Origin of the sequence: Gluconacetobacter entanii (assembly GCF_003206495.1) — a bacterium.
Taxonomy (GTDB): Bacteria; Pseudomonadota; Alphaproteobacteria; order Acetobacterales; family Acetobacteraceae; genus Novacetimonas; species Novacetimonas entanii.
Genome location: NZ_NKUF01000022.1, coordinates 24,485 through 50,918 on the forward strand (window position 1 = coordinate 24,485; position 26,434 = coordinate 50,918).

Below are 26,434 nucleotides of genomic sequence, written 5' to 3' on the forward strand. Positions count from 1 at the left end.
CGGCTGCTCGTTCCTGCTCATTGGACCGGTGTGTGCCCGTGATAAGGCGGTTGTAACAGCAATGCCACCGGAAGGGACGGAACGGAAACGGAAAAAAAAGCGGGCGTCGGGACGCGGCGGTGACGCCACCATCATCCCTTTCCCCTGCCGGCAGGCACGGGCGGGACAGGCCGCCCGTACCCGCGCGCCCGGTTGGGGCCGCCCTAGCTGCGGTAGGAGCCGTTGATGTCGATGTAGCCGTGCGTCAGGTCGCACGTCCATGCCTGTCCGATGCCGTTGGCCAGGCCAAGGTCCACGTCGATCTCGATCTCCTGCCCCTTCATGTGGGCGACGACCGGGGTTTCATCATATCCGGCGATGACGGTGCCGTTGTTCGCGATCCACGTGCCGCCGATCCCGACCGACAGCGTATCGCGGTTGGCGGGTTCACCGCTCTTGCCCACGGCCATGACGACACGGCCCCAGTTCGCGTCCTCGCCCGCGATCGCGGTTTTCACCAGCGGGGAATTGGCGATGGCCATCGCCACGCGCTTGGCCGATTCGTCGGATGTGGCGCCGGTGACGCGGATATGCATCATCTTGGTCGCCCCCTCCCCGTCGCGCACCACCAGCAGCGCGAGTTCGAGCAGCAGGGAGTCGAGCGCCTTCGCAAACTCCGCAAGGGCGGGGTCGTTCGCATCCGCAACCGCCGGATTGCCCGCCCTGGCGGTTGCGAACAGCAGCACCATGTCCGAGGTCGAGGTATCGGAATCGACCGTGGTGCAGTTGAAGCTCTTTTCCGTCCCGCGCGACAGCAGCGCCTGCAGCACCGGGGCGGGCAGGGCGGCGTCGGTGACGACAAAGGCCAGCATCGTCGCCATGTCGGGGGCGATCATGCCGCTGCCCTTGGCGATGCCCTGGATGCGCACCTTCGTCCCGCCGATCGTGGTTTCACGCACCGCGCCCTTGGGGAAGGTGTCGGTGGTCATGATCCCGCGTGCGGCGGCTTCCCACCCGTCATCCGACAGCGTGGCATACAGCCCCGGCAGCGCGTCGCTGATCCTGCGATAGGGCAGGACCTCGCCAATCACGCCGGTGGAGGCGAGGAAGACCTCGCTTGCCGCGCACTGCGCAAGGCGGGCGGCATCGGCGGCGTTGGCCTGCGTCGCCTCGTACCCCGCGCGCCCGGTAAAGACATTCGCATTGCCCGCATTCACCACCAGCGCGCGCGCGACCCCACCGGCCAGTGCGGCACGGCACCAGTCCACCGGCGCGCCGGGGCACTTGCTGCGCGTGAAGACACCCGCGACCGTCGTGCCGGGGGCGAATTCCGCCATCACGAGGTCCGTACGCCCCGCATAGCGGATGCCCGCCGCCGTGGCGCCAAATCGGACGCCCGCCATCGGCTTCAGTTCGGGGAACGGCCGTGCAAGCGGGGAGGTGGGAAGAGCGTCAGCCATGACACGTCTGGTCCTTGGTGTGATGTGGGTGTGATGCCACGCGAAAGGGATGCGCGATCCGTGACGGGGCAGGCCCCGGCCGCGGTGGAAAGCCGGCCGGGCATCAAGGCCGCCCCTGTCCGCGGCCGTCCCGCCGGCCGGACATGGGCTGGCGGGGATGTCCCGCGCCGCCATGTCCCGCACCGCGGGATGCGCCGTGCGATCAGTGCGCGGCGGCGGGCGCCGTGTTGGGCGCGTTGTCGGGCAGCGGCTTGCCATCAGGCCCGTAACGCACGATCTTGACCTGCGCCACGGCGTTGCTGACGGCCTTCTGCACGCCTTCCTGGATAAGCTTCTGGCGGATCTGGTCGCGCATGGAGTCCAGCGTCGGCGTCGGCGCCGTACGCTTGCCAAGCACCTGGATCACATGCCAGCCGTACTGGGTGTGCACCGGGGTCTGGCTGAAGCTGTTGGGCTGCAGGGTCGATGCCGCGTCCCAGAAGGCCGGGATCATGTCGCCCTTCTTGAACCAGCCGAGGTCGCCGCCATTCTGCTTGGCCGAGCCGGGATCCTTCGACAGCTTGGTCGCAAGGTCGGCGAAGTTCGCGCCACCCTTGAGCTGCTTGATGATGTCGTTGGCCTGCTCCTCGGTCGGGACGAGGATGTGGCGGGCGTGGATTTCCTCCGCCCCCGGCTTGTTGGCGTAGTTCTTGTCGTAATACGCCTTGACCGCGTCATCGGTCAGGCCGGGCATGACCTGCGCCGACAGGTAGGCGTTCTGCAACGCGTTCTGTGCCGCGACCTCCATCTGGTGCTGCACGTCGGGCTGCTTGGACAGGCCGGTCTTCTCCGCGACGATCTGGATGGCCTTCTGGTCAACCAGCTGGTTCAGCAGAATCGGGATGATGACGTTTTCCGGCAGCTTGCGCAGCTGGTCGGGCATGGTCGCGATGGCCTGCCGGATGTCATTGAGACGGATGTCCTGGCCATTGACCGACGCCAGGCGCGGGTTCGCGTCGGCCGGCGCGGCAGCGGCAGGGTGGCTGGCGGCGGGCGCAGGCCCCGCAGCCAGGGCTGGAGGGACGATGATGGTGGAAGCAAGCAGGGCCATCGTGGCGATGGCCTTTGCCGGACCGAAAGTCCGCATGTGCGAAAAACCCTAATTATGGACGCGTTGGGCGGGCATCATGGCGAAGGCCGTCCTCTCCCGCAAGGGGCGGCGGGCGCGGGGATCATTTCGCCATGCGGTTGGGCGGCATCTGTTGACCCATGGCGACGTGGGTCCTATCTGATGGTTCCGCGCAAGAATGTTATCCGCATGCATGCCCCACCCGCGTCCTTCGCCCCAATGACGCGGGAATCGCCATCTCGGGAAGGTCCATATGTTCGCCAGTATTGCCCGTGCCCTGTTCGGAACCGCCAATGACCGGGCGTTGAAAGCGTATCAGCGGCGCGTCCCCGCCATCAATGCGCTCGAACCCCAGATGCAGGCGCTCGACGACCAGGCGCTGGCGGCCAAGACGCAGGAATTCCGTGAACGCATCGCAAAGGGGGAGACCCTCGACGCGCTGCTGCCCGAAGCGTTCGCCGTCTGCCGCGAGGCCTCGCGCCGCGTGCTGGGGATGCGCCATTTCGACGTGCAGCTGATCGGTGGCATGGTGCTGCAGGACGGCAAGATCGCGGAAATGCGCACCGGCGAGGGCAAGACCCTTGTCGCCACACTCGCCGTCTATCTCAGCGCGCTGTCGGGCAAGGGCGTGCATGTCGTCACCGTCAACGACTACCTCGCCAGCCGCGACGCGGAGGAGATGGGCCAGCTTTACGCCTTCCTCGGCCTGACGACGGGCGTGGTCGTGCCCAACATCCCCGAACATGAACGCCGCGCCGCCTATGCCGCCGACATCACGTACGGCACGAACAACGAATTCGGCTTCGACTACCTGCGCGACAACATGAAATACCGCGCCGAGGACATGGTCCAGCGCCCCTTCCACCATGCCATCGTCGATGAGGTCGATTCGATCCTGATCGACGAGGCGCGCACCCCGCTTATCATCTCCGGCCCGGCCGATGACAGTTCGGACCTCTACCGCTCTGTTGACGAGGTGATCGCGGTGCTGGTGAAGGATCCCGAAGCCTATGAAAAGGATGAGAAATACCGCTCCGTCATCCTGACGGACAAGGTGGCGGAGGAAGTCGAGCAGATGCTGCGTGACGCGCAGGTCCTGCGCGAGGGCGGGCTTTACGACATCCAGAACGTCGCCGTCATCCACCATGTGCAGCAGTCGCTGCGCGCGCATACGCTGTTCACCCGCGATGTCGATTACATCGTGCGCGGTGGCAAGGTCATCATCATCGACGAATTCACCGGCCGCATGATGGACGGCCGCCGGTATTCCGACGGCCTGCACCAGGCGCTCGAGGCGAAGGAGCATGTGGAGATCCAGCAGGAAAACCAGACGCTGGCCTCCATCACGTTCCAGAACTATTTCCGCCTCTATCCGCGCCTGTCGGGCATGACCGGCACCGCCATGACCGAGGCCGATGAATTCGCCGACATCTACAAGCTCGAGGTCATCGAGATCCCGACCAACCGCCCCGTCGCGCGCAAGGACGACGATGACGAGGTGTACCTGACGGCGCGGGAGAAATACGAGGCCGTCAGCCGGCTGGTGGAGGAAGTGTCCAAGACCGGGCAGCCCGTCCTTGTCGGCACCACCTCCATCGAGAAGAGCGAACTGCTCTCCGCCCTGCTGCACAAGCGCGGGGTGCGCCACAACGTGCTCAACGCCCGCTTCCACGAGATGGAGGCGACGATCGTCGCACAGGCCGGCGCGCCGGGGGCGATCACGATCGCCACCAACATGGCCGGGCGCGGCACGGACATCAAGCTGGGCGGCAACGTGGAAATGCGCATCGCGCAGGAACTTGGCGGGATCACGGACCACGAGGAACGTGCCCGCAGGGAGGCCGAACTGCGGCAGCAGGTGGCCGAATACCACGATATCGTGCAGAAGGCGGGCGGCCTGTACGTCATCGGCACCGAACGCCACGAAAGCCGCCGCATTGACAACCAGTTGCGCGGCCGTGCGGGACGCCAGGGTGACCCGGGCAATTCGCGCTTCTTCATCTCGCTCGAGGATGACCTGATGCGCATCTTCGGGACCGAGCGCATGGGCGGGATGCTGCAGAAGCTTGGCCTGAAGGAAGGCGAGGCGATCGTCCACCCGTGGATCAACAAGGCGCTGGAGCGTGCGCAGAAGAAGGTCGAGGCCCGCAACTTCGACATGCGCAAGAACACGCTGAAATATGACGATGTCATGAATGACCAGCGCAAGGAGGTCTATGCCCAGCGCCGCGAATACATGGCGATGGAGGATGTCTCCCCCATCATCGCGGACATGCGCGCCGACGTGATCCACGACATGGTCGAACGCTACATCCCCGAACGTTCCTTTGCGGAACAGTGGGACAAGGAAGGTCTGTCCGCCGCCGTCACCAGTGAACTGGGCCTGACGCTGCCCATCGACGAATGGGCAGCCGAAGACGGGATGGACGGCACGGCCGTGGCGGAACGGATCGAGCAGGCCGCAACCCAGGCGCAGGCGTCCAAGGCCGCGAATTTCGGCCCGGCGATCATGCGCTATGTCGAAAAGCAGGTGCTGCTGACCACGTTCGACGCGGTGTGGAAGGAGCATCTCCTTGCGCTGGACCAGTTGCGCCAGGGCATCGGCCTGCGTGCCTATGGCCAGAAGGATCCGCTCAACGAATTCAAGCACGAGGCGTTCGAACTCTTCAACGCGATGCTCGACCATCTGCGCCTGCGCGTGACATCGACCATGGCGCGGGTCGAGGTCGCGCCGCCCGTGATGGACAATCCCTTTGCCGGTGTCGCGGCGGAGGTCCATTCCGACCCGCGCGTGCCGGGGCTGGAAAATGAGCCGGGGCCGGGCCTGCTGCCCGATGCGGACGGGAAGGTTCCCGACCTTGCGATGGCGGAACCGATCGGGGCGGCCGCGGTCATGCCCGATGACCCGTCAAGCTGGGGCGAGGTGCCGCGCAACGCACCGTGCCAGTGCGGGTCGGGCAAGAAATACAAGCACTGCCACGGGCGGCTGGCCTGAGGGCTGGCCCCACCGGGTGCGGGTGCCGTGACCCATTGATAATAAACAAGACTTAACAGGATCAGGGACGAACGATGGCGGGTCATTCCCAATTCAAGAACATCATGCACCGCAAGGGCGCGCAGGACGCCAAGCGTGCAAAGCAGTTTGCCAAGGTCATCCGTGAAATCACCGTCGCCGCGCGTGAGGGCATGCCCGACCCGGCCATGAACCCGCGCCTGCGTGCCGCCGTGCTGGCCGCGCGTGAGGTGAACATGCCCAAGGACACCGTCGAGCGCGCGATCAAGAAGGCGTCCGGCGCGGGCGGCGGCGAGGATTACGTGGAGGTCCGGTACGAGGGCTATGGCCCCGCCGGCGTCGCGGTGATTGTCGAGGGCCTGACCGACAACCGCAACCGCACGGCGTCCGATGTCCGCGCGGCGTTTTCCAAGCATGGCGGATCGCTGGGGGAGACGAACTCCGTCTCCTTCATGTTCCAGCGCCTTGGCGTCGTGACCTATCCGCTCGACGTCGCGACCGAGGACGAGATGCTCGAGGCCGGGATCGAGGCCGGGGCCGACAATGTGGAGACCACCGCCGAAGGGCACGAGATCACCTGCCCGGTGGAATCCTTCTTTGCCGTGCGCGACGCGCTGGAAACCCGCTTTGGCGAACCGGCGTCGGCCAAGCTCGACTGGCGTCCCGAAACGGTCGTGACCCTGGACGAGGACAAGGCGCGCAGCGTGCTCAAGCTGATTGACGTGCTGGAGGAAAATGACGACGTGCAGGCGGTCTATGCCAATTTCGACCTGCCCGACGACGTCGCCGAAGCGCTGTCGGCCTGATCGCGCCAGAGGAGTGGTCCAGACGGTGGTCCGGATACTGGGGATCGATCCCGGCCTGCGCTTTACCGGCTGGGGCGTGATCGAGGCGCGGGACAACCGGCTGTCGCATGTGGCCGATGGCGTGATCGCGACCGATGCGGCGATGTCGGTTCCGCTGCGCCTGCGCCACCTGCATGACGCGCTGCTTGACCTTGGTCGCGGTTTCGCCCCGGACGAGGCCGCGATCGAGGAAACCTATGTCAACCGCAACGGGGCGGCGACGCTGAAGCTGGGCTATGCCCGTGGGGTGGGCCTGCTGGTGCCGGTGCTGCTGGATATCCCGGTGGCCGAATATGGCGCCAAGGCGGTCAAGCGATCGGTCGTCGGCACCGGGGCCGCGACCAAGGAACAGGTGGAAATGATGGTCCGACGCCTGCTGCCCAGTGCGATTGCCAAACGCTCCGACGCGGCGGATGCGCTGGCGGTGGCGATCTGCCATGCCCACCATCGCGCCAGCGCCGCACACATCGCCCGCGCGACGAGGATGGCATGATCGCGCAACTGACCGGGCTGGTGGGACAGGTGGAGGCCGATCGCTGCGTCATTGACGTCGGCGGCGTCGGCTACCTCGTCCAGGCCTCGACCCGCACGCTGTCCGCCCTGCCGCAGGCGCCCGAGGTCGCGCGCGTGCTGGTGGAGACCGTGGTGCGGGAGGACGCGATCCTGCTCTACGGTTTCATCGACGCGGCCGAACGTTCATGGTTCCGCCTGCTGACGACGGTGCAGGGGGTGGGGGCGAAGGTCGCGCTGGCGATCCTGTCCACGCTTTCGGCCTCCGAACTGATCGCGGCGATCGGCACGGGGGACAAGTCCGGGCTGACGCGCGCGGCAGGCGTTGGCGCGCGCCTGGCGCAGCGGATCGTCACCGAACTGCGTGACAAGTGCGAGGGCATGCCCGGTGGCGGCGCGCCCGGCGCGGTCATGGCCGGTGTCACGGTCACGGGCAATGGCGGCGTGATGTCCGACGCGCTGCTGGCGCTGTCGGGCCTCGGGTTCCGCCGGGCGGAGGCGCAGCCTGTCGTCGTGCGCGTCATGGAACGGCTCGACGGTGGGGGCGACCTTGACGTCATCATCCGCGAAAGCCTGAAGGAACTGGCCCGATGAGCGAACATCCCGAACGCGAGGTCGATGCCACCCGGGGCGAGGATGATGTGGCCGAGGCCACCCTGCGGCCACAGACGCTTGACGATTTCACCGGCCAGAAGGCCAGCCGCGAGAACCTTGCCATCTTCATCGCCGCCGCACGCCAGCGCGGGGAGGCGATGGACCATGTCCTGCTGCATGGGCCGCCGGGACTGGGCAAGACGACGCTGGCGCAGATCGTGGCGCGTGAACTGGGTGTCGGCTTTCGTGCGACGTCCGGGCCGGTCATCCAGCGCGCCGGCGACCTTGCCGCGATCCTGACCAACCTGCAGCCGAGCGACGTGCTGTTCATTGACGAGATCCACCGCCTCCAGCCCTCCATCGAGGAAGTGCTGTACCCGGCGATGGAGGATTTCCAGCTTGACCTGATCATCGGCGAAGGCCCCGCCGCGCGCTCGGTGCGCATCGACCTTGCGCCCTTTACTCTGGTGGCGGCGACGACGCGCGCGGGCCTGCTGGCGACGCCGCTGCGTGACCGTTTCGGCATCCCGCTGCGTCTGGTGTTCTACACGCCGGAGGAGTTGCGCCAGATCGTCTCACGCGGGGCGCAGAAGCTCAATTTCGAACTGACCCATGACGGGGCGGAGGAGATCGCGCGCCGTTCACGCGGCACGCCACGCATCGCGGGACGCCTGCTGCGCCGGGTGCGCGATTTCGCCGCCGTCGCGCGATCGGGCCAGGGGCCGGTGGACCGGGCGCTGGCCGATGCCGCGCTGGCACGGCTGGAGGTGGATTCGATGGGGCTGGACAGCATGGACCGCCGCTACCTGCGCCGCATCGCGGAATACCACCATGGCGGTCCCGTGGGCGTGGAGACGCTGGCCGCCGCCCTTGCGGAGGCGCGCGACACGATCGAGGACGTGATCGAACCCTACCTGATACAGGAGGGACTGGTCCTGCGTACCACCCGTGGCCGTATGCTGGGCGAACGTGGCTGGCGGCATCTGGGACTGGTGCCGCCTGCGCGCACGCCGGGGCAGGGTGACCTGCTGGGCGATCTTGGGGATGGGACATAGGCAGTACGGCATGGCGCAGCACGACATCGACTTTCGCATCTATTACGAGGACACGGACGCCGGCGGCGTGGTCTATCACGCGCGCTACCTCGCCTTTGCGGAGCGCGCCCGCACGGAGGCCATCCGCGCGCAGGGCAGCGCGGTGTCGGGGCTCCTGTCGGAATACGGGCTGGTTTTCGTGGTGCGGACGGCGGCCCTGGATTACCGCCGCCCGTTCCGGCTTGACGACATCATGCGCATCACGACTCGGCTGACGGAACTCGGCCCGGCAAGCTGCCGGCTGATCCAGTCCTTCGCCCTTGTGGAGGAGGCGACGGGAAACGCTGCCGCCGATGTCGCGTATGCCACGCTGGATGTGCGTCTGGCATGCATTCGCGTGGACGATGGCCGCCCCGCCCGATTTCCGCCGCGATGGCGTGATCTATTGACCTCATTGCTGCCCTGATGGGGCTTTGCCGCGCGTGTTTCCCGCCCTGGGGCGCGTGCTGGTGGCATCCTTTTGGCATCGGGGGTTGCAGGTAGTGCATTGCTGCGGCGAAAGCGGCTTGGCGCTGGCTTGCCAAACAGGCAATGTTCGTGTTTGAGCGGACGCTCGAAGGTGTGCAGGAGGCGTTTTTGGACCAAGCGGTTAACGCGGCGAATCTGGGCGCGGCTGCGGCTGGCGGATTGTCGTTGTGGAGTCTGTTTCTTCAGGCGGCGATTGTCGTCAAGCTGGTGATGGTGGGGCTGGTTGTCAGCAGCGTCATCGTATGGGCGATCATTTTTGACAAGATCGTGACCATCCGCCGGGTCAACCGGCAGGCATCCGATTTCGAGGAAAGGTTCTGGGCAGGCGGCAGCCTGGAGGACCTGTATGAATCCGACGGGGCGAAGCCGATCCACCCGATGGCCGCCGTGTTCGGCGCGGCCATGGGCGAATGGCGCCGGTCGTCACGGATCGCGGGCATCGACCTGGTGCATGGGGGCGTGCAGGACCGCGTCAACCGCGCCATGTCCATCACCATCACGCGGGAAATGGACCGCCTGAACCGGTGGCTGATCTTTGTCGCGACCATCGGGCCGGTGGCGCCGTTCATCGGCCTGTTCGGCACGGTGTGGGGCATCATGCATGCGTTCGGGTCGATCGCGGCGATGCACAACACCAACCTCAGCGTCGTGGCCCCCGGCATTTCCGAAGCCCTGTTCGCGACGGCCATCGGCCTTGTCACCGCGATTCCCGCCGTGATCGCCTATAACGTCATCGGCAACAGCCTTGGCGTGTTCGAGGACAGGCTGGATGCGTTCGGGACCGAATTCGCGGCCATCCTGTCGCGCCAGTCCGAAGAAAGGGGCTGATCATGTCCGGTGGCCTGCGTGACCTGCGCCGGCGTCGTCGCCGTCGCCCGATGTCGGATATCAATGTCACACCGCTGGTAGACGTCATGCTGGTGCTGCTGATCATCTTCATGGTCACGGCGCCGATGATGACCAGTGGCGTCAATGTGGACCTGCCGAAAACCGACGCGGCCCCCGTCAATACGGATACGAAACCCATCACGGTATCCATCCGTTCCGATGGTTCCCTCTATCTGGGGGATAATCCCGTCTCGCCCGACGCGCTGGTGGACCAGTTGCGCGCCGCCGCGCAGAATGACCGTGAACACCGGATTTTCGTGCGTGGTGATTCGCATATTGATTATGGCCGCGTCATGCAGGTGATGGGGCAGATCACGGCTGGCGGGTTCACGCATGTCGCCCTGCTGGCGCAGCAACCGCCCGGTGGCGGGCACTGATACGGGCTTGGGCAATATACTGGACAATGTCGGGAGTCCCCTGATCGTGCCGCGTCCGCGTCGTTCCGAACGTGTCCTGCTGCGCCGTTCGATTCTCATATCGGGCGGCCTGCATGTCGCGCTGCTGCTTGCGGTGGTGCTGCGCCTGCCGGTGCCCGTCCCGCCCGAACCCCCGCCGCCGCCCACGGTGGAGATGGAATTCACGTCCGATTCCGGCAACGAACCGGCGCACAAGGGCGACAAGCCCGCGCCGAAACCGGCACCCGCGCCCGCACCGGAGCCGAATCCGGCCCCGCCCGCGCCGACGCCGCCGGAAAAGGAACCCAACGAGGAGGCGGCACCCCCGCCACCCCCGCCGCCGCCGATGCCCCCCCCGCAGGAGGCCCCGGCCCCCACGCCGGACACCCCCACGCCCCCCAAGGCGGAGGAACCGTCCCCCGATGCGCTGAAGGTCCCGCCGCAGCCGCAGTCGGTGCCCGCGCCCGCAAGCGCGCCGGTGCCGCCGTCGCCGCAGCCGGAGGAGAACGCCCCGCCGAAGGTGCAGGAATTCTCCCACATCACGCAGCCCAACGAGACGAAGAAATCCGTCCCGGATACACACTCGCTGCTGGCGACGCTGGATTCCTTCCGCGCTGACCAGAAGCAGACCCATCCGCCCAAGGCGCGCGCCAATCCCGCGCAGGGTGGCGCGCCCGATGGTGGCGGGACGCCTGACGGAGATATTACCCAGTCCATGAGCGCAGCCGACCAGAAGGGGATCGGCAACGCCGTGCGGCGCTGTTATTCCGAAGATACGGCCGCGCGTAATTACGCGCAGTTCGTGGCGCATCTTGTGGTCACGGTGGACGCCACGGGCACGGCCCGCATCGTGGAGTTCGCGCCGCAGACGCAGGCCCGCATGGACAGTGACCCGTCCTATCGCGCGCTGGCCGAGCGGGCGCGCGACGCGGTGCTGAGCCCGACCTGCGCCAAGCTGCCGATTCCCAAGAACCTGCTGGGCCAGACCCGACAGCTGAAATTCGTATTTCGTCCGTAAAACGGGACGAGACCGAGGAGACGATTGAGATGAGTCCAAGTGTAAAGCCACTTATCCCCGATGCGGATGCCGATCGCCTGGCCGCCGCATTCGGTCGCCGCGGCGTGATGGGGGCGGGGATCGCGGGGGGGCTGCTTGCGACGCCGCTGTTCGCGCCCTCTGGCGCCGCCCATGCGCAATCGGCGCCGGATGCGGAAATTACCGTGGACCAGGCCCGTACCGCGCCGATCCCCATCGTGATCCCGTCGCTGGGCAATGGCATGGGACAGCAGATTACCGATGTCATTTCCGCCGACCTTGGCAATTGCGGCCTGTTCCGTCCCATTTCGGCCTCCATGCCGGCGGGCCGCCCCGACTTCGCGACGTACAAGACGATGGGCGCGCGTGCGATGGTGACGGGCAAGGCGGAAGACCGCGGCTCCTCCATCCGCGTGGAATTCCGCCTGTGGGACGTGACCACCGGCAGCCAGATCCAGGGCACCGCCTATACCGCGTCCAGCCAGGACTGGCGGCGGATCGCGCATGTCATTGCGGACGTGATCTATACGCGCCTGCTGGGGGAGAAGGGGTATTTCAACTCCCGCATCGCCTATGTCGCGATGTCGGGTCCGCGTTCGCACCAGACGCGCCGCCTTGCGATCATGGACCAGGATGGCGCCGACAGCCGTTACCTGACCAGCGGGCAGTGGGACACGATCACCCCGCGCTTCAACCCGGCGAACAGCGAACTCGCCTTCATGTCCTACATCAACAACCGCCCGCGCGTGTACCTGTTCAACCTCAATACGGGGCAGCAGCGGGTGCTGGGCGAATTCTCGGGCATGTCGTTCGCGCCGCGTTTCAGCCCGCGTGGCGATGCGGTCATCCTGTCGGTGACACGCGGCAGCGGGTCCGACCTGTATACGGTGGACCTGGCAAGCATGTCGCGCCACCAGATCACGGCGTCGGGTGCAATTGACACCAGCCCGTGTTACAGTCCGGACGGATCACAGATCGTCTTCAACTCCGACCGTGGCGGTTCGCCGCAGCTTTATATCATGCCGGCCAGTGGCGGGGATGCGAAGCGCATTTCCTATGGCCATGGCCATTACGGGTCGCCCGTATGGTCGCCGCGCGGTGACCTGATCGCATTTTCGCGTATCGCCAACGGTTCCTTCTCCCTTGGCGTCATGGCGCCCGACGGGACGGGGGAACGTATCCTGACGCAGGGCTTTACAGTGGAAAGCCCGACTTTCTGCCCGAATGGCCGGGTCCTTGCCTTCTGCCGCCAAAGCGCCGCCCATGCGGGGGGTGCGGGGTTCAGCTCCGGCATCAGCAGCATCGACATTACCGGCTTCCACGAGCGTATCCTGCCGGTCGGCATGTCGTCCGACCCGACATGGTCGCCCCTGAACCAGTAAAAGGAGACATTTTTACAACACTCGACGGGTACAATATCGTGCAGCGTTTCGTCTGGTGAAGGTCCGATATGTGTTGGCTTCAACTTGACGATCGTGGGCCCGATGAAGTATTAACCCCGCAGGTCTCCAGCGTTCGCGGGTCTCTGTTTACGTTTGTTGGCAGGGCAAAACGAGACTCGGGACCAGCAGAATTTGTACCCGGAAATTTAACAAGTGGTTTCCATCATCAGAGAAACCAATCCAGGATCAAAAGTAATGAGACTGAAGCTTCTTGGCGCCGCTGGCATGGCTCTTTTCCTCGCCGCCTGCTCCGATCACACGAACAAGGCCGCCAACACCGGCGCCGCAACCCAGCAGCAGACCGGCCCCGTCCCGGGCAGCGAAGCCGATCTGGTTGCCAATGCCGGTGACCGCGTGTTCTTCGAACTGAACCAGAACACCCTGTCCGCCGATGCGAAGGCGACGCTGGACCGTCAGGCCGCGTGGCTGGCGAAGTATCCGCAGGTCAACATCCAGATCGCCGGTAACTGCGACGATCGCGGGACCGAGGAATACAACCTCGCGCTGGGTCAGCGTCGTGCGAACGCCGCCCATGACTACCTGGTGGCCAAGGGTGTCGCGGCTTCGCGCATCACGACCATCTCCTACGGCAAGGACCGTCCGACCGCCCCCGGCGATGATGAGGCTTCCTGGTCGCAGAACCGCAACGCGATTTCCGCGGTGCAGTAAGGTTTCCTTTCCCATCATGGGAAATGGAGGTTTTAACGGAACCGGTCGGGTGCTTATCACCCGGCCGGTTTTGTTTTAGGTATATGCCTGTTCCACCCGGCGCCTGATGCATGCCGGCAAGATACAAGCTCTCAAGAAGGGGGATCTCATCCATGCGGTCTGTTGTGTCCAGCTTTGTCCACGCGGGGCGGCGGCCGCTGCGAACGGGGCTTCTTGGGATGGCGCTTGGGCTTGTGGCCCTGCATGGCCCGGCGGTGGCGCGGAGTACTTCCGATGACAATGGCAACCTTGTGCTGCAACTGCTGGACCGCGTGAATACGCTGGAGGAGCAGACGCGTGACATGCGCGGGCAGATCGACCAGTTGAACAATCAGGTGCAGCAGCAGAACGCCACGCTGAGCAAGCAGATCGCGGATATGAATTTCGCGATGCAGAACGGCCATGGCGGTGCGTCCGGCGCGGGTGCTGTCGCAGGGGCCGCTGCCGGCTGGGCCGCAGCAGGCGTATCGGCGCCTCTGGCCTCCGCCGATGAGGCAGCCCCGGCGAAGCGCACGGCGGCCGATATCCTCAAGGAAGGGAATGCGGCGCTGCTGCGGCAGGATTACACGGCGGCGCAGGCGGATGCGCAGCAGGTGCTGTCCGGCCCCAAAAGCCCGCGGCAGGTCGATGCGCAGTACCTGCTGGCGCAGTCGCTGGCGGGTCAGAAGCAGTACCGGCAGTCGGCGCTGGCTTATTACGATACCTATAACCGTTCCCCCCATGGCGCGCGCGCGCCAAGCGCCCTGCTGGGGGTGGCGGCGACGCTGGTGGCGCTGGGCGACAAGGCGTCGGCCTGTCAGGCGCTGGATAAGCTGTCGAATGAATTTCCCGAACCCGAAGCCCGTATCCGCAGTGCGGAGGGTGTCTATCGCAAGAAGGCGAAGTGCAGCAGTTGAACACCTGCTGTAAAACAACCAATCAATAATGAATAAAAGTTTCTGGGTGCCGCCTTTTTTAAAAAGGCGGCGTTCTTTTGAAGGTTTTGGGGAAAAATCTTCGCCAAAAACATCTGAATGATTTTTGCAATGGCCATGGACAGACTGGATGAGGCCACCATACGCATGAAGGCGGCAGATGGCGGGCGGGTCATCGGGGATGCCGAATTCGCACGCTGCATGCAGGCGCTGGGGCCATGGCTGCCGGATGGGCCTGATGCGGTGCCGGTTGCGATCGCGGTGTCCGGCGGGGCCGACAGCCTTGCGCTGGCGCTGCTGGCGCGTCGGTGGCGGCGGGCGGTGGTCGGACTGGTCGTGGATCACGGGTTGCGCGCGGAATCGGCGCAGGAGGCGGTGCAGACGGTGCATCGCCTCACGGCGCTTGGCATCCCGGCGCGCCTGCTGCGACTGGAGGGGCTGTCGCGCGGGCCGCGCATGGCCGAACGTGCGCGGCACATGCGTTACCGGGCGCTGGTTGAGGCATGTCGTGAACTGGGCAGCCTCGACCTGCTGCTGGGCCACCATGGGGGGGATCAGGCGGAAACCGTGCTGATGCGCCAGCGCGCTAGAAGTGGCCCGGATGGACTCGCTGCGATGGCGCAGGCGGTTGCGGGCACGGACGTGCGGTTCGTCCGGCCATTGCTGGGTGTCGGAAAGGCCGACCTGTACGCCACCGTGCGCCATGCCGGCCTGGATTGGGTGGAGGACCCGTCCAATGCCGACCTGCGCACCGAACGCGCCCGGGCACGGCGTGCGCTGTCGGACGATGCCCGGTTGCGGCGCATGTCTCTTGAGACGGCGGATCTGGCGGGGGCGCAGCGCATGGCGCGTGATGCGTGCGATGCGCAATGGCTTGCGGCCCATGCCCGGTTCGATGCCGGGGGATGGGTCGTCCTGCCCCGTGCGCTGCCGCCCGCACGGGTGCTGTCCGCCCTGATCCGTACTGTCTCTGGCCATGAATATCCACCCTCCCCCGGTGGTGTCGCCGCCCTGTGTGCCGCGCCGCGTGCGGCGACGCTGGGCGGGGCGTGCCTGCTGGCCCATGGGGGGGGATGGCTGCTGGCGCGTGAGGAAGCGGCGATGCAGGGACATGTTCCCGCCCGTGCGGGTGTGCGCTGGGACGGGCGTTTTGTGCTGTGCGGGGCGGGGGACGTGCAACTGTCGCGCGGATTGTGCGTCGGTGCTGCCGGGGCGGTGGCTGCGTGGTGGCCGCGCGAACGGGGGCGGCCCGGGATGCCCGCGCGGGTGCTGCGCACGCTGCCCGCGCTGCACCGGGACGGGCGGGTGGTGGCGGTGCCGCATATGGGGGTGTTCGCCCCCGGCATGGAACGGGGATGGCGTTTTGCCTTTGCCCCCCCGTCACCTGCGACGGTGCTTGCCAGATTCGGGCCATCAGGGCAGATTCATCGCCCGGTTTGACAGAAAGGTCTGTCATGGGGGGTGTGAATATGCCTTGATCGTCCTATGTAAGAAAGACGTAAACAGGAACTTGGTGTCTGTCAGTCGGCCTGCCCCGGTGGGCCCACGAGGGCGTCAGCACATGGAACAGTGGGCAAGATGAATAATTTCGGCCGGAACCTGGCCCTGTGGGTAATCATCATTGTGCTGCTGCTGCTGCTGTTCAACGTTTTCCAGCCGGGAAGCGCGCAGCACGCATCGCAGCAGTTGGCGTATTCGGACTTCATCGGTGACGTGAACACCGGGCATGTGCGGTCTGTCGTGGTGCAGGACCACACGATTACCGGCACCCTGACCGATGGGACGTCGTTCGATACCTATGCGCCGCAGGATCCGACATTGATCTCGCGCCTGACGGAAAAGGGCGTCGAAGTCGTGGCAAAGCCGATCGACAGCGACACCAATCCGTTCCTGCGCTACCTGATCAATTACGCACCGCTGCTGCTGATGGTGGGGGCATGGATCTTCATCATGCGCCAGATGCAGTCCGGCAGTGGGCGCGCGATGGGCTTTGGCAAATCGCGGGCGCGGATGCTGACGGAAAAGCAGGGGCGCGTCACGTTTGACGATGTCGCCGGCATTGATGAGGCCAAGGGCGAACTGCAGGAAATCGTGGACTTCCTGCGTGATCCGCAGAAGTTCACCCGTCTGGGCGGCAAGATCCCCAAGGGCGTGCTGCTTGTCGGCCCGCCCGGCACCGGCAAGACGCTGCTGGCCCGTGCCATCGCGGGGGAGGCGAACGTCCCGTTCTTCACCATCTCCGGCTCGGACTTTGTTGAAATGTTCGTCGGTGTCGGCGCATCGCGTGTGCGCGACATGTTCGAGCAGGGCAAGAAGGCCGCGCCGTGCATCATCTTCATCGACGAAATCGACGCCGTGGGGCGCCATCGTGGCGCGGGCCTTGGCGGCGGCAATGACGAGCGCGAGCAGACGCTCAACCAGATGCTCGTGGAGATGGACGGCTTCGACAGCAATGAGGGCGTGATCCTGATTGCCGCGACCAACCGCCCCGACGTCCTTGACCCCGCGCTGATGCGTCCCGGCCGCTTCGACCGTCAGGTCGTGGTGCCCAACCCCGACGTTGCGGGGCGCGAGAAGATCCTGCGCGTGAATATGCGCAAGGTTCCGCTGGCGTCCGATGTCGATCCCAAGGTGATCGCGCGCGGCACGCCGGGCTTCTCCGGCGCGGACCTCGCCAACCTCGTGAACGAGGCCGCGCTGATGGCGGCGCGCCTGGGCAAGCGCACGGTGGCGATGCTGGAGTTCGAGAACGCCAAGGACAAGGTCATGATGGGGGCGGAGCGCCGTTCGCTGGTCATGACCGATGACGAGAAGAAGATGACCGCCTATCACGAAGGCGGGCATGCGCTGGTCGGCATCCTTACGCCCGGGTCGGACCCGGTGCACAAGGCGACGATCATTCCGCGTGGCCGTGCGCTGGGCATGGTCATGAGCCTGCCGGAGAAGGACCGCTATTCCGAAAGCCGGTCGTGGTGCATCGGCAAGCTGACGCTGGCGATGGGTGGCCGCGCGGCGGAGGAAATCATCTTTGGCCCGGACAACGTCTCCACCGGGGCGTCGGGCGATATCAAGATGGCGACCGATGTTGCCCGCCGCATGGTCACCGAATGGGGCATGAGCGAAAAGCTTGGCATGGTGGCCTATGGCGGCAACGGGCAGGAAGTCTTCCTTGGCCACAGTGTCACGCAGAACAAGAACGTGTCGGAGGAAACCGCGCGTGAGATCGACAACGAGGTGCGCAGCCTGATTGATGCGGCCTACCTCAAGGCGCGGACGCTGCTGCTGGAACATATCGACCAGTTGCATCGCCTGGGCGAGGCGCTGCTGGAATATGAAACCCTGACGGGCGAGGAAATCCGCCAGGTCCTGCGCGGCGAGAAGATCACCCGTGTCGTGGTGGACGACCCGATGCCTGAAAACCGCCGTCCGTCGGTTCCGCCGTCGGCCACCACGGGGTCGCTGCCGGGGCCTGCGGCGGGGCCGGATGTCGGGCCCGCGCCCCAGCCGGGCTGACGCCTCGGTGCGGTTTCATTGACGGATGAAGATGGCGGAAGAACCACATGCGTTCTTCCGCCATTCTGTTTTCAGGGGACTGTTTGAAAAGCGGTCCCCAGCAACATGCTGAAAATCACAAAAGTTTTTGGGTGTCGCCTTTTTTCAAAAAGGCGACGTCTTTCGAAGCTTTTTTGCAAAAAGCTTCACCAAGAACTTTTATGATTTCCTCTCAGATGCGGCATACGGGACGATAGATGACGGACGACGACAGGCTTCTCGAACCGCTCGGACTGCTGTCGGGGCAGGCGGCGGCGGATGCGGTGCGCCTTGGCATGGCGCGCTGGCTGTGTGGGGGGCCGGTTGCCTTTTCGCTGGCGCGGTTGTGGCGGGGGTATCGTGACACGGGACTTGTGCCCGTGGGGGCGATCTCGCCGGGGTGGGAGGATGTGCTGGCGCGGGTCTGTGCGCCCCTTGGGACCGCGGGCCTGCCGGACGGGGCGCGGGTCATGGGCATCGTCAACGCCACCCCCGACAGCTTCAGTGATGGCGGACGGCACCTGGCGGCGGATCGCGCCCTTGTCACGGCGGCAGACATGCTGGCGCAGGGGGCGACGGTGATTGATATCGGCGGCGAAAGCACCCGCCCGGGCGCGGCCCGCGTGACCCCGGGGCAGGAATGGGAGCGGATCGCCCCGGTCATCGCCGCCCTGCGCAATGACGCGCGGACGCGCGGTGCGGTGATTTCCGTCGATACGCGCCATGGGTCCGTCATGGAACGCGCGCTGGCGGCGGGAGCGGATGCGATCAACGATGTCTCCGCCCTGATGCACGACCCTGCGGCGGTGGCGGTCGTGGCGCGCGCGCGATGCCCGGTCATGCTGATGCACATGCGCGGCACGCCGGAGACGATGAACGACCATGCGACCTATGCCGATGTCGCGGTGGATGTCGTGCGCGAACTGCGCGACCGGGTGGACCACGCCGTGGCGGCGGGGGTGGCGCGCGATCGCATCATGGTCGATCCGGGGATCGGCTTTGCCAAGACGGCGGCGCAGAACATGGAACTTCTTGCCCGGTTGCCGTTACTGGCCAATCTGGGGTGCCGTGTGGTGCTGGGTGTATCGCGCAAGCGTTTCGTGGGGCAGGTGACCGGCATTGCGGAAGCGGTGCGGCGCGATCCGGGCAGCATGGCCGCCAGCCTGCCCGGACTGGTGTTTGCGAACACGATCCTGCGGGTTCACGATGTCGGGGTCATGATGCAGGGCCTGAAGATATGGCAGGGACTGGATTGCGCGCGGCAGGTAAGGTAGGTCCATGCACACCAGTTCAAGCAGCCCGGGGATGGCGCAGGCATGACGAAGACAAGACGACTGTTCGGGACCGACGGGATTCGGGGTACCGCCAACCAGGACCCGATGACGGTTGAGATCGCACAGAAACTGGGTCAGGCCGCCGGTCTGCGTTTCATTCAGGGAACGCATCGCCACAGTGTGCTGCTGGGCAAGGATACGCGCCTGTCGGGCTACATGATCGAATGTGCGCTGGTCTCCGGCTTCCTGTCGGCGGGGATGGATGTCACGCTGGTCGGTCCCATGCCCACGCCCGCGATCGCCATGCTGACGCGGTCGCTGCGCGCGGATCTCGGGGTCATGATTTCCGCCTCGCACAACCCCTATGGTGACAATGGCATCAAGCTGTTCGGTCCCGACGGGTTCAAGCTGTCCGACGAGGTCGAGGCCGAGATCGAGGAGACCATGCGCTCCGACCTCAGCGGACGCCTGGCCGCCCCGGACCAGATCGGCCGGGCCTCGCGCCTCAACGACGCGGCGGGGCGGTATATCGAAAGCGCGAAGTCGTCCTTCCCGCGTGGCCTGCGGCTGGATGGGCTGCGTATCGTCATCGACTGCGCCAATGGCGCGGCCTATCGCGTCGCCCCCACCGCACTGTGGGAGCTGGGGGCGGAGGTCATCCGCATCGGCTGTGACCCCGATGGCATCAACATCAACGAGGGCTGTGGCTCCACCCGGCCGGAGGCGCTGTGCAACGCGGTCACGCGGCACCGTGCCGATATCGGCATCGCGCTGGACGGGGATGCGGACCGGGTGCTGATCGCGGATGAGAAGGGACGCCTGATCGACGGGGACCAGATCCTCGCCCTGATCGCGCGGTCATGGGTGAAGCAGGGGCGTCTGGCGGGGCGGCAGATCGTGGCCACCGTGATGTCGAACATGGGGCTGGAGCGGTTCCTGTCCGAACAGGGGCTGGACCTGATCCGCACCGCCGTGGGCGACCGCTATGTCGTGGAGAAGATGCGCGAACTTGGCGCGAACCTCGGCGGGGAGCAGTCGGGGCACATGCTGCTGTCGGATTTCGCCACCACGGGCGACGGCCTTGTCGCCGCCCTGCAGGTGCTGGCGGTGCTGGTGGAGGAAGGCCGTCCGGCAAGCGAGGTCTGCCGCATGTTCACGCCCTATCCGCAACTGCTGCGCAATGTGCGCTTTGCCGGGCGCAGTCCCCTGCTGGATCCCGCCATTGCCGAGGCGCGCCGCGCGGCGGAAGCGCGCCTGGGTGAACGTGGGCGTCTGGTGCTGCGTGAAAGCGGGACCGAACCCCTGATCCGCGTGATGGTGGAGGCGGAGGATGAACAGCTTGTCCGGCAGGTGGTCGATGACATGTGCGCCGCCATCACCGCCGTGCAGATGATGGCCTGACGATGCGCGGGCGTATCCTTGTCATTGCCGGCAGCGACAGTGGCGGCGGCGCGGGCATACAGGCCGACATCAAGGCGATCACCGCGCTGGGCGGTTTCGCGATGACGGCCATTACCGCCCTGACCGCGCAGGACACGCGTGGCGTGCATGATGTCTTTACCGTCCCGCCGGATTTCGTCACCGCGCAGATGCGCTGCGTGATGGACGATATTGGCGTCGATGCCTTCAAGAGCGGGATGCTCGACCGTAGCGAGGTCATCGGTGCGGTGGCCGACATGATCGCCACCCGTCCCGGTGTGCCCTATGTGCTGGATCCCGTCATGGTGGCGAAGGGCGGGGCGTCGCTGCTGCAGCAGGAGGCGGTGGCGGCGCTGAAGTCCCGGCTGCTGCCGCTGGCGACGCTGCTGACCCCCAACCTGCCGGAAGCGGAGGTCCTGCTGGGGCGGCCGGTACGTGCGCATGGCGACATGCGGCAGGCGGCGCTGGACCTGCGCGACATGGGTGCGCATGCGGTGCTGCTGAAGGGGGGGCACCTGCCGGGGGATGAACTGGTGGATGTGTTCGTAGATTCGGACGGAACGGTGCACAGCTTTACGTCCACGCGTGTCCGGACGGTCCATACCCATGGCACGGGATGCACGCTGGCCAGCGCGATCGCGGCGGGACTGGGGCAGGGGATGGCCCTGCCTGCGGCCATCGACCGGGCGCGGGCCTATCTTTATCGCGCCATTGTGGCCGCGCCGGGCTATGGCCATGGGGCGGGGCCGGTCAACCATGCGGTAGACATCACGACATAGTGATGTGGGGCATGCGCCGCGCGCCATGCCCCGGGCGGGACAGGGCGGGCGACCTGCCTTGGGCACATCCCGCGTGCCTCCTGGTTTCATGAACGGGGACTCGATGCAAGACCCGTGGGAACGGGTCTGTAACCCGCGGTTACATGCCATTTTCCCATGGTCATGCAGGCAAGGACACGGCGCCACCTATGGCTGTGCCGGACGCGCAGGCCTGCCATCATTTTCGCAGGATGACACGCGGAACGTGTCATTTTTGAGGCACGGCCAGATGGCGGTTTTGCATGCAATAAATAAATGAATTCCTGTTTTCATTGAGAATCCGCGATGACCTGTGGACTCATCTATAAACATATAGGATTATATTCCCGTATTGAATGAGTGTGTCACCGCTTATTCACAACCTAAAGATTGTTTCATGAAAAAAATACACCTATAGGTAGTAACACATATTAACGAAAATATTGGTGGTCGATATGCGTGTTTTGCTGGTTGAACCGGACAGAGCCATGATGGGGAAGGAAGCCAGCCAGTTTCAGGCGGTTGGGTTCATGGTCGATCATGCGGTTTCGGGTCATGATGCGATTGCGATGCTGAAACTGTATGATTACGACATTGCGGTTGTGGAACTTGGCCTGCCGGACATGGAAGGTCACGATGTCGTCCGGCGCTGCCGCGCGGCGCGGATTGCCACCCCGGTCCTGATCCTGTCCGCACAGGACAGTGCGCAGGCGAAGGTGAAGGCCTTTTCCACCGGGGCGGACGATTATGTGACCCGTCCCTATGACCCGATGGAACTGACGGCGCGCATGCAGGCGGTCATCCGCCGGTCGAAAGGCTATAGCGAGCCGACATTGCAGGCAGGTTCGCTGCGGCTTTCCCTCGACAGTCGTGATGTGTCGGTCAACGGGCGGTCCGTCCACCTGACGGGCAAGGAATACATGATCCTCGAACTGCTGCTGCTGCGTAAGGGCATGGTCCTGACGAAGGATGCGTTCCTCAACCACCTGTATGGCGGCATGGACGAACCCGAGATGAAGATCATCGACGTTTTCGTCTGCAAGCTGCGCAAGAAACTGCAGAAGGCGGGCGGTGAAAACCTGATTACGACGGTCTGGGGGCAGGGATACATGCTCAAGGACGATGCTGTCGCAACGATTCCCATGCCCGCCGCGGGCAAAGGAGACATCGCGCCCCATGTCGCGGCGCAGGCGACGTCCCATGGCGTCGGTGGCGGTTCCGTGGCCTGAACACAACGCGCATCGCCTGTCGGTCGGCATTGCCCCCTGCCGTTTGACGGGCACCGGGAATGACCCGTCATGAGGTTCCTCATGGCGGGTTTTTCGTATCCGCGCATCATGGCGCGGTACGGGTGGATCCACAAAAAAAGTGCGGGGCCATATGCTGGCCCCGCAAGTTGTAAAGTGATGATTCGATATGCGATGCCCCCATCGCCCTTTTGATATCGCATGGGTCGCCTCACCCCGGACATGAGATAGATCAAAGTCGATGAAAAATAATGTATCGATGCCCCGGGATATGTCATGACGCAGCGGGAACGTGATATTTTCATCCGATGAACCATGCGCCATGTCCTGCATGGCATCCTGTTCGCCTTTGCCAGCGTTTCGGATCGGGAATATGAACAGGATGGAACAAGGGGTATGTGGATGAAAACCAAGATCAGGACGAATTGGAATCTGTTGGCGGTCCCGGCATTCATGGCCGTGGCCTGCCTGTCGCTTTCGGGGTGTGAAAGCGTGCGCGACCAGATTGCCGATCGCGAAAACAGCCTGGCCGCCGCAGGGTTTGTCGCGCGTCCGGCGAATACGCCGCAGCGTCTGGAGATGTTGCAGAAACTGCCGCCCAACCGTTTCCTGCAGAAGCCGTTTGGCGATCATGTCCTGTATATCTATTCCGACCCCAAGGTCTGCAACTGCCTGTATGTCGGCAACCAGGCCGCCTATGGCCGGTACCAGTCCTATGTGCAGGCACAGAACCTGGCGGACCAGCAGCAGATGACCGCGGACATGTATGAAGATGCCTCGTGGAACTGGGGCATGTGGGGCTGGGGCGGCGGCTGGGGTCCCGGCATGGGCATGGGGATGTGGTAAGGACCGGTCCCGGCATGTCCCCAGCGGGATGCCGGGACGTCTTTGCTGCGTCCGGCGCGGATTATTTCAGGCGATGGTCGGCATAGACGATCATCTGCCAGACTTCCTGCGTGCCCAGTCGATGGGGATGGGCATGGATGGGGGGCAGCAACTGTCCCTCGCTGGCGGCGATTTCAAAGCCGCATCCCGCACAGCGATAGATGCCCGAATGTGGCGCGGGCGTACGCGGATGGTGCAGCCGGTCGAATTCGGCATCGGTCCATACCGTTATGAATTGTGAAGACTGGTACAGCGCCATTCAGGTCTCCATGCGTTACGTCCTGGCGAATACGGGAATGCCGTGCCGGGGATGCAGGGCGGTTCGTGGAATGTGCCAGAAGAATAACGGTTTGTCGCCATCCTGATTGCCGCATGTAACGCCGCCCCATGGCCCCGATGGCATGGGATGGGGTCAGTCGTCCGAATGGAGGGTCACGGACTGTTCGATGTCGGAAATGACAATACCGTTCAGTCCCCCATGCGCGGCAACCCACTGGAACGCATCAGGATCCGTATCGAATGTCGGGTCGAACCTGCTGCCATGTACCACGCCGTAAGCCTGGTAATAGACATGCGGATCGGCCGGGATATGGTCCGCCGTCCAGGTCCAGTCTTCCGACAGGACTGCCTGTGCCGCGACATTGGCGCAGGGACGGGCGCGGGTCAGGGTGGTGGTGGCGCCGATCATGACAGCGGCCTGCGGGCGGTGATAGCCGCTGTCGCCGCCGATATCTTCCATCTGCAGCGCGCGCCTGCGCTTTTCCTCCCCCGGGGGAAGGCCGCGCCAGCCATCGCCAAAGGGGGCGGCATGCGCACGGTCAAGCGGGTCATCCGCCGGGCCGAAGGCATGGCCGGCGTAATTGAAGACGGTGCCCGACGGTACCGTGATCGAATCGAAACGTGGCATATTGGGTGCGGGATCGGCTTCCGCCACGCGGCGGTCGAAGCAGATGCGGATATCACCCCCCCATGCGGAGGGCGGGCGCAGGGGCATCAGGCCGGCCATGATCCCGGCCATACCCGCCATCAGGGCGAATCGAATCATTACCAGTCCTGCGCGCGGTTGCGGAGGCCGGAATCCAGCCCCGCAAGCGCAAGCGGCGATACAGGCCCATCCGCATCGGCAAGGGGCCCGTATCACCATGCATGGCGGCCCGGCCGCACCCGTGTCAGGTGCGCCGGACAGCCGGTAGCGGGGTCTTACTTGCCCTTGGCGGCCTTGCCGCCAGCGGCGGGGGCGTCAGGGGATTCGACCATGTCCTCGGACACGAAACGAATCGAGTTCTGGGCATCGGCCAGGGCGGCGTCCGCACCCTTGGTATCCTTGCCCGCCAGCAGGTTGGTGGCGCGGTACACGTCATCGGCGCTGGCCTGCAGCGGCGCGATGGCAAGGACGAAGTCCACGTCAACGGCTGCAACCTGCAGGTTCTGGCTGGCCTGCGCGGGCTTGCCCTTGTTCAGGCTGGCGTTGGCGGCGGCGACGGCCGTGCCCTTGGCGGAGGTCGGCTCCAGATCCTCGGTCACGATATATTCGCCGTCAACCGGCAGCCATGCGACAGGCTGCGTGCTCGGCGCCGTGGTGGGGGCGGGGGCGCCGGCCGGGGCCTTCTTGGGCTTCGAAAGCTGGGATTCAGCCTTCATGAAGACGCGGTTGTCGGTCTTCGCACGGGTGAAGGCGTTGTTGGCATCGGTCAGCAGCTTGCTCGCGCCCGCCGTATCGCCATTGGCCAGCGCGGTGCGCGCCATCGTGATGTCGTCGAATGCGCGGCTGCCGTCGATCGACAGCTTGGTGAAGTCGCGGTTGACGGCGCGCGTGTTCGACGGCGTGGCGGAGGCAACGCCCGTGGCGGCGCCAAGCATCAGCAGCGAGGCAGACAGAAGTCCGATTTTCTTCATTTCCATGACCCTCTGAAAATATTTGGATGACATGATTACCCGCAAACCTTCGCAACAATAAGGGGTGCGCGCGCATCCCCGCTCCTCTTTCATCGCATGTCATGGGATATGGGGGCTGGCTTCCGGCCGCCTGCGCCCTGCCATCGGGGCCCGCGCGACGGGATTGGGGGACGGTTGCGTCAAATCCGGTATGTCTTATGGCGTCGTGTGCGCTAGGATGGGGTGTTTCGTTCCGTATGGGAGCGAAGACGACACAACCAAGGAAAACAATCCATGTCCGAATGTACGACAAAGTGCCCGTCCAAGTCCCCCTGCCTGAAGGGCATCCTGGCGCTTGGGGCGATTGCGGGCCTGATCTTCTTCTTCGTCAAGAAAAAGAAGTGCAACGGCTGATTGCCAGTCATGTGGCGTGGCCGTGGTCCCTTCGGGCCGCGGTGCGTCACACCGCCATGCCGTCCGGCCGGACGTGCGCATGACGGGGGCCGGCGTGACGCAGGTCGCGACGTCACAGGCCCCGGATGTGCGGCGGATCATCCATGTGGACATGGATGCGTTCTATGCCTCGGTGGAGCAGCGCGACAATCCCGCCCTGCGTGGCCGCCCCGTTGCGGTGGGTGGCGACAGGCAGCGTGGCGTCGTGGCCGCCGCCAGTTACGAGGCCCGGCGTTTTGGCATCCGTTCGGCCATGCCATCGGTCACTGCGCGCCGCAAATGTCCCGAACTGGTCTTCGTGCCGCCGCGTTTTGACGTCTATCGGGCGGTTTCGGCCCGGATCCATGGGACTATCCTGAATTTTGTGCGGTGTGGTGATAAATTGCTCGAAGAGGAGCCACCGCATGAGCATTGATAAAGACCTCCTGGACCGCCTGATGGAAGGACGTTCACCCGGCGACCTGTTTGGCAAGAACGGCATACTCTCGGAATTGACGAA

General features: G+C 65.1%; 24 protein-coding genes and 1 pseudogene. 20 read left to right on the plus strand and 5 right to left on the minus strand.

All coding sequences use genetic code 11. The annotated features are described in order from the left end of the window. Nucleotides 1-203: 203 nt before the first annotated feature. The gene (gene argJ / locus CFR72_RS10500) at nt 204-1,439 is read right to left on the minus strand and encodes a bifunctional glutamate N-acetyltransferase/amino-acid acetyltransferase ArgJ (RefSeq protein ID WP_110913916.1); all 1,236 of its coding nucleotides are present in this window, start codon (nt 1,437-1,439) and stop codon (nt 204-206) included. Nucleotides 1,440-1,641: 202 nt separating this feature from the next. Then, nucleotides 1,642-2,565: a peptidylprolyl isomerase gene (locus CFR72_RS10505; RefSeq protein ID WP_390669728.1), complete on the minus strand. Its 924-nt coding sequence runs from the start codon at nt 2,563-2,565 to the stop codon at nt 1,642-1,644. 235 nt (nt 2,566-2,800) lie between these two features. Here CFR72_RS10505 and secA point away from each other — a divergent pair, with 235 nt between their 5' ends. The 19 genes from secA to CFR72_RS10600 all read left to right on the plus strand — a co-directional run bounded on the left by secA (nt 2,801) and on the right by CFR72_RS10600 (nt 23,568). Beyond that, on the plus strand, nt 2,801-5,542 hold the full coding sequence (secA, locus tag CFR72_RS10510; protein ID WP_110913894.1) for a preprotein translocase subunit SecA: 2,742 nt from the start codon (nt 2,801-2,803) through the stop codon (nt 5,540-5,542). A gap of 74 nt (nt 5,543-5,616) precedes the next feature. Then, entirely contained in the window at nt 5,617-6,366 is a 750-nt protein-coding gene (locus CFR72_RS10515; protein WP_110913895.1) for a YebC/PmpR family DNA-binding transcriptional regulator, read from the plus strand. Nucleotides 6,367-6,391: 25 nt separating this feature from the next. Continuing rightward, nucleotides 6,392-6,898, plus strand: coding sequence for a crossover junction endodeoxyribonuclease RuvC (gene ruvC, locus CFR72_RS10520; protein WP_110913918.1), 507 nt, complete (start codon nt 6,392-6,394; stop codon nt 6,896-6,898). Then, a complete protein-coding gene (ruvA, locus tag CFR72_RS10525) occupies nt 6,895-7,509 on the plus strand; it encodes a Holliday junction branch migration protein RuvA (RefSeq protein WP_110096141.1) in 615 nt (204 codons plus the stop codon). The genes ruvC and ruvA overlap by 4 nt, the downstream gene beginning before the upstream one ends. Then, nucleotides 7,506-8,564, plus strand: a complete 1,059-nt coding sequence (ruvB, locus tag CFR72_RS10530; protein ID WP_110913896.1) for a Holliday junction branch migration DNA helicase RuvB — start codon at nt 7,506-7,508, stop codon at nt 8,562-8,564. Before ruvA ends, ruvB begins: the two co-directional genes overlap by 4 nt. A 10-nt stretch (nt 8,565-8,574) precedes the next feature. Further along, nucleotides 8,575-9,009, plus strand: coding sequence for a YbgC/FadM family acyl-CoA thioesterase (locus tag CFR72_RS10535; protein ID WP_110913897.1), 435 nt, complete (start codon nt 8,575-8,577; stop codon nt 9,007-9,009). 125 nt (nt 9,010-9,134) lie between these two features. Next, nucleotides 9,135-9,899 carry a protein TolQ gene (tolQ, locus tag CFR72_RS10540; protein WP_227744290.1) on the plus strand — a complete coding sequence of 255 codons (765 nt, stop codon included), beginning with the start codon at nt 9,135-9,137 and terminating at the stop codon, nt 9,897-9,899. Between the two features lie 2 nt (nt 9,900-9,901). Continuing rightward, complete coding sequence (gene tolR / locus CFR72_RS10545; protein ID WP_110913898.1) at nt 9,902-10,336, plus strand: protein TolR; 435 nt, start codon at nt 9,902-9,904, stop codon at nt 10,334-10,336. A gap of 43 nt (nt 10,337-10,379) precedes the next feature. After that, nucleotides 10,380-11,372, plus strand: a complete 993-nt coding sequence (locus CFR72_RS10550) for an energy transducer TonB (RefSeq protein ID WP_110913920.1) — start codon at nt 10,380-10,382, stop codon at nt 11,370-11,372. Nucleotides 11,373-11,401: 29 nt separating this feature from the next. Then, nucleotides 11,402-12,772 (plus strand): Tol-Pal system beta propeller repeat protein TolB, encoded by a 1,371-nt coding sequence (gene tolB, locus CFR72_RS10555; protein ID WP_110913899.1) that lies wholly within the window; start codon nt 11,402-11,404, stop codon nt 12,770-12,772. A 255-nt stretch (nt 12,773-13,027) separates the two neighbouring features. Further along, a complete protein-coding gene (gene pal / locus CFR72_RS10560; RefSeq protein ID WP_110094364.1) occupies nt 13,028-13,501 on the plus strand; it encodes a peptidoglycan-associated lipoprotein Pal in 474 nt (157 codons plus the stop codon). Between the two features lie 152 nt (nt 13,502-13,653). Beyond that, nucleotides 13,654-14,436, plus strand: a complete 783-nt coding sequence (locus CFR72_RS10565) for a tol-pal system YbgF family protein (RefSeq protein WP_110913900.1) — start codon at nt 13,654-13,656, stop codon at nt 14,434-14,436. Between the two features lie 135 nt (nt 14,437-14,571). After that, nucleotides 14,572-15,894 carry a tRNA lysidine(34) synthetase TilS gene (gene tilS, locus CFR72_RS10570; protein WP_233044115.1) on the plus strand — a complete coding sequence of 441 codons (1,323 nt, stop codon included), beginning with the start codon at nt 14,572-14,574 and terminating at the stop codon, nt 15,892-15,894. Nucleotides 15,895-16,032: 138 nt separating this feature from the next. Next, complete coding sequence (gene ftsH / locus CFR72_RS10575) at nt 16,033-17,967, plus strand: ATP-dependent zinc metalloprotease FtsH (protein WP_110913901.1); 1,935 nt, start codon at nt 16,033-16,035, stop codon at nt 17,965-17,967. Between the two features lie 236 nt (nt 17,968-18,203). Beyond that, nucleotides 18,204-19,259, plus strand: coding sequence for a dihydropteroate synthase (gene folP / locus CFR72_RS10580; protein WP_110913902.1), 1,056 nt, complete (start codon nt 18,204-18,206; stop codon nt 19,257-19,259). A 42-nt stretch (nt 19,260-19,301) separates the two neighbouring features. Continuing rightward, the gene (gene glmM, locus CFR72_RS10585; protein WP_110913903.1) at nt 19,302-20,660 is read left to right on the plus strand and encodes a phosphoglucosamine mutase; all 1,359 of its coding nucleotides are present in this window, start codon (nt 19,302-19,304) and stop codon (nt 20,658-20,660) included. Nucleotides 20,661-20,662: 2 nt separating this feature from the next. Then, nucleotides 20,663-21,457 carry a bifunctional hydroxymethylpyrimidine kinase/phosphomethylpyrimidine kinase gene (gene thiD / locus CFR72_RS10590; RefSeq protein ID WP_110913922.1) on the plus strand — a complete coding sequence of 265 codons (795 nt, stop codon included), beginning with the start codon at nt 20,663-20,665 and terminating at the stop codon, nt 21,455-21,457. 473 nt (nt 21,458-21,930) lie between these two features. Then, a complete protein-coding gene (locus tag CFR72_RS10595) occupies nt 21,931-22,704 on the plus strand; it encodes a response regulator transcription factor (protein WP_110913904.1) in 774 nt (257 codons plus the stop codon). 453 nt (nt 22,705-23,157) lie between these two features. After that, nucleotides 23,158-23,568: a hypothetical protein gene (locus CFR72_RS10600; RefSeq protein ID WP_227744293.1), complete on the plus strand. Its 411-nt coding sequence runs from the start codon at nt 23,158-23,160 to the stop codon at nt 23,566-23,568. Between the two features lie 61 nt (nt 23,569-23,629). On the opposite strand, the gene CFR72_RS10605 is transcribed toward CFR72_RS10600, so the two are convergent. The 3 genes from CFR72_RS10605 to CFR72_RS10615 all read right to left on the minus strand — a co-directional run bounded on the left by CFR72_RS10605 (nt 23,630) and on the right by CFR72_RS10615 (nt 25,503). Next, nucleotides 23,630-23,866, minus strand: coding sequence for a hypothetical protein (locus CFR72_RS10605; RefSeq protein WP_110913905.1), 237 nt, complete (start codon nt 23,864-23,866; stop codon nt 23,630-23,632). 153 nt (nt 23,867-24,019) lie between these two features. Then, nucleotides 24,020-24,652: a hypothetical protein gene (locus CFR72_RS10610; protein ID WP_233044109.1), complete on the minus strand. Its 633-nt coding sequence runs from the start codon at nt 24,650-24,652 to the stop codon at nt 24,020-24,022. 155 nt (nt 24,653-24,807) lie between these two features. Then, nucleotides 24,808-25,503: a YfdX family protein gene (locus CFR72_RS10615; RefSeq protein WP_110913924.1), complete on the minus strand. Its 696-nt coding sequence runs from the start codon at nt 25,501-25,503 to the stop codon at nt 24,808-24,810. Between the two features lie 472 nt (nt 25,504-25,975). Here CFR72_RS10615 and CFR72_RS10620 point away from each other — a divergent pair. Further along, a pseudogene (locus CFR72_RS10620) lies at nt 25,976-26,299 on the plus strand (Y-family DNA polymerase); the annotation flags it as partial. Nucleotides 26,300-26,434 lie beyond the last annotated feature (135 nt).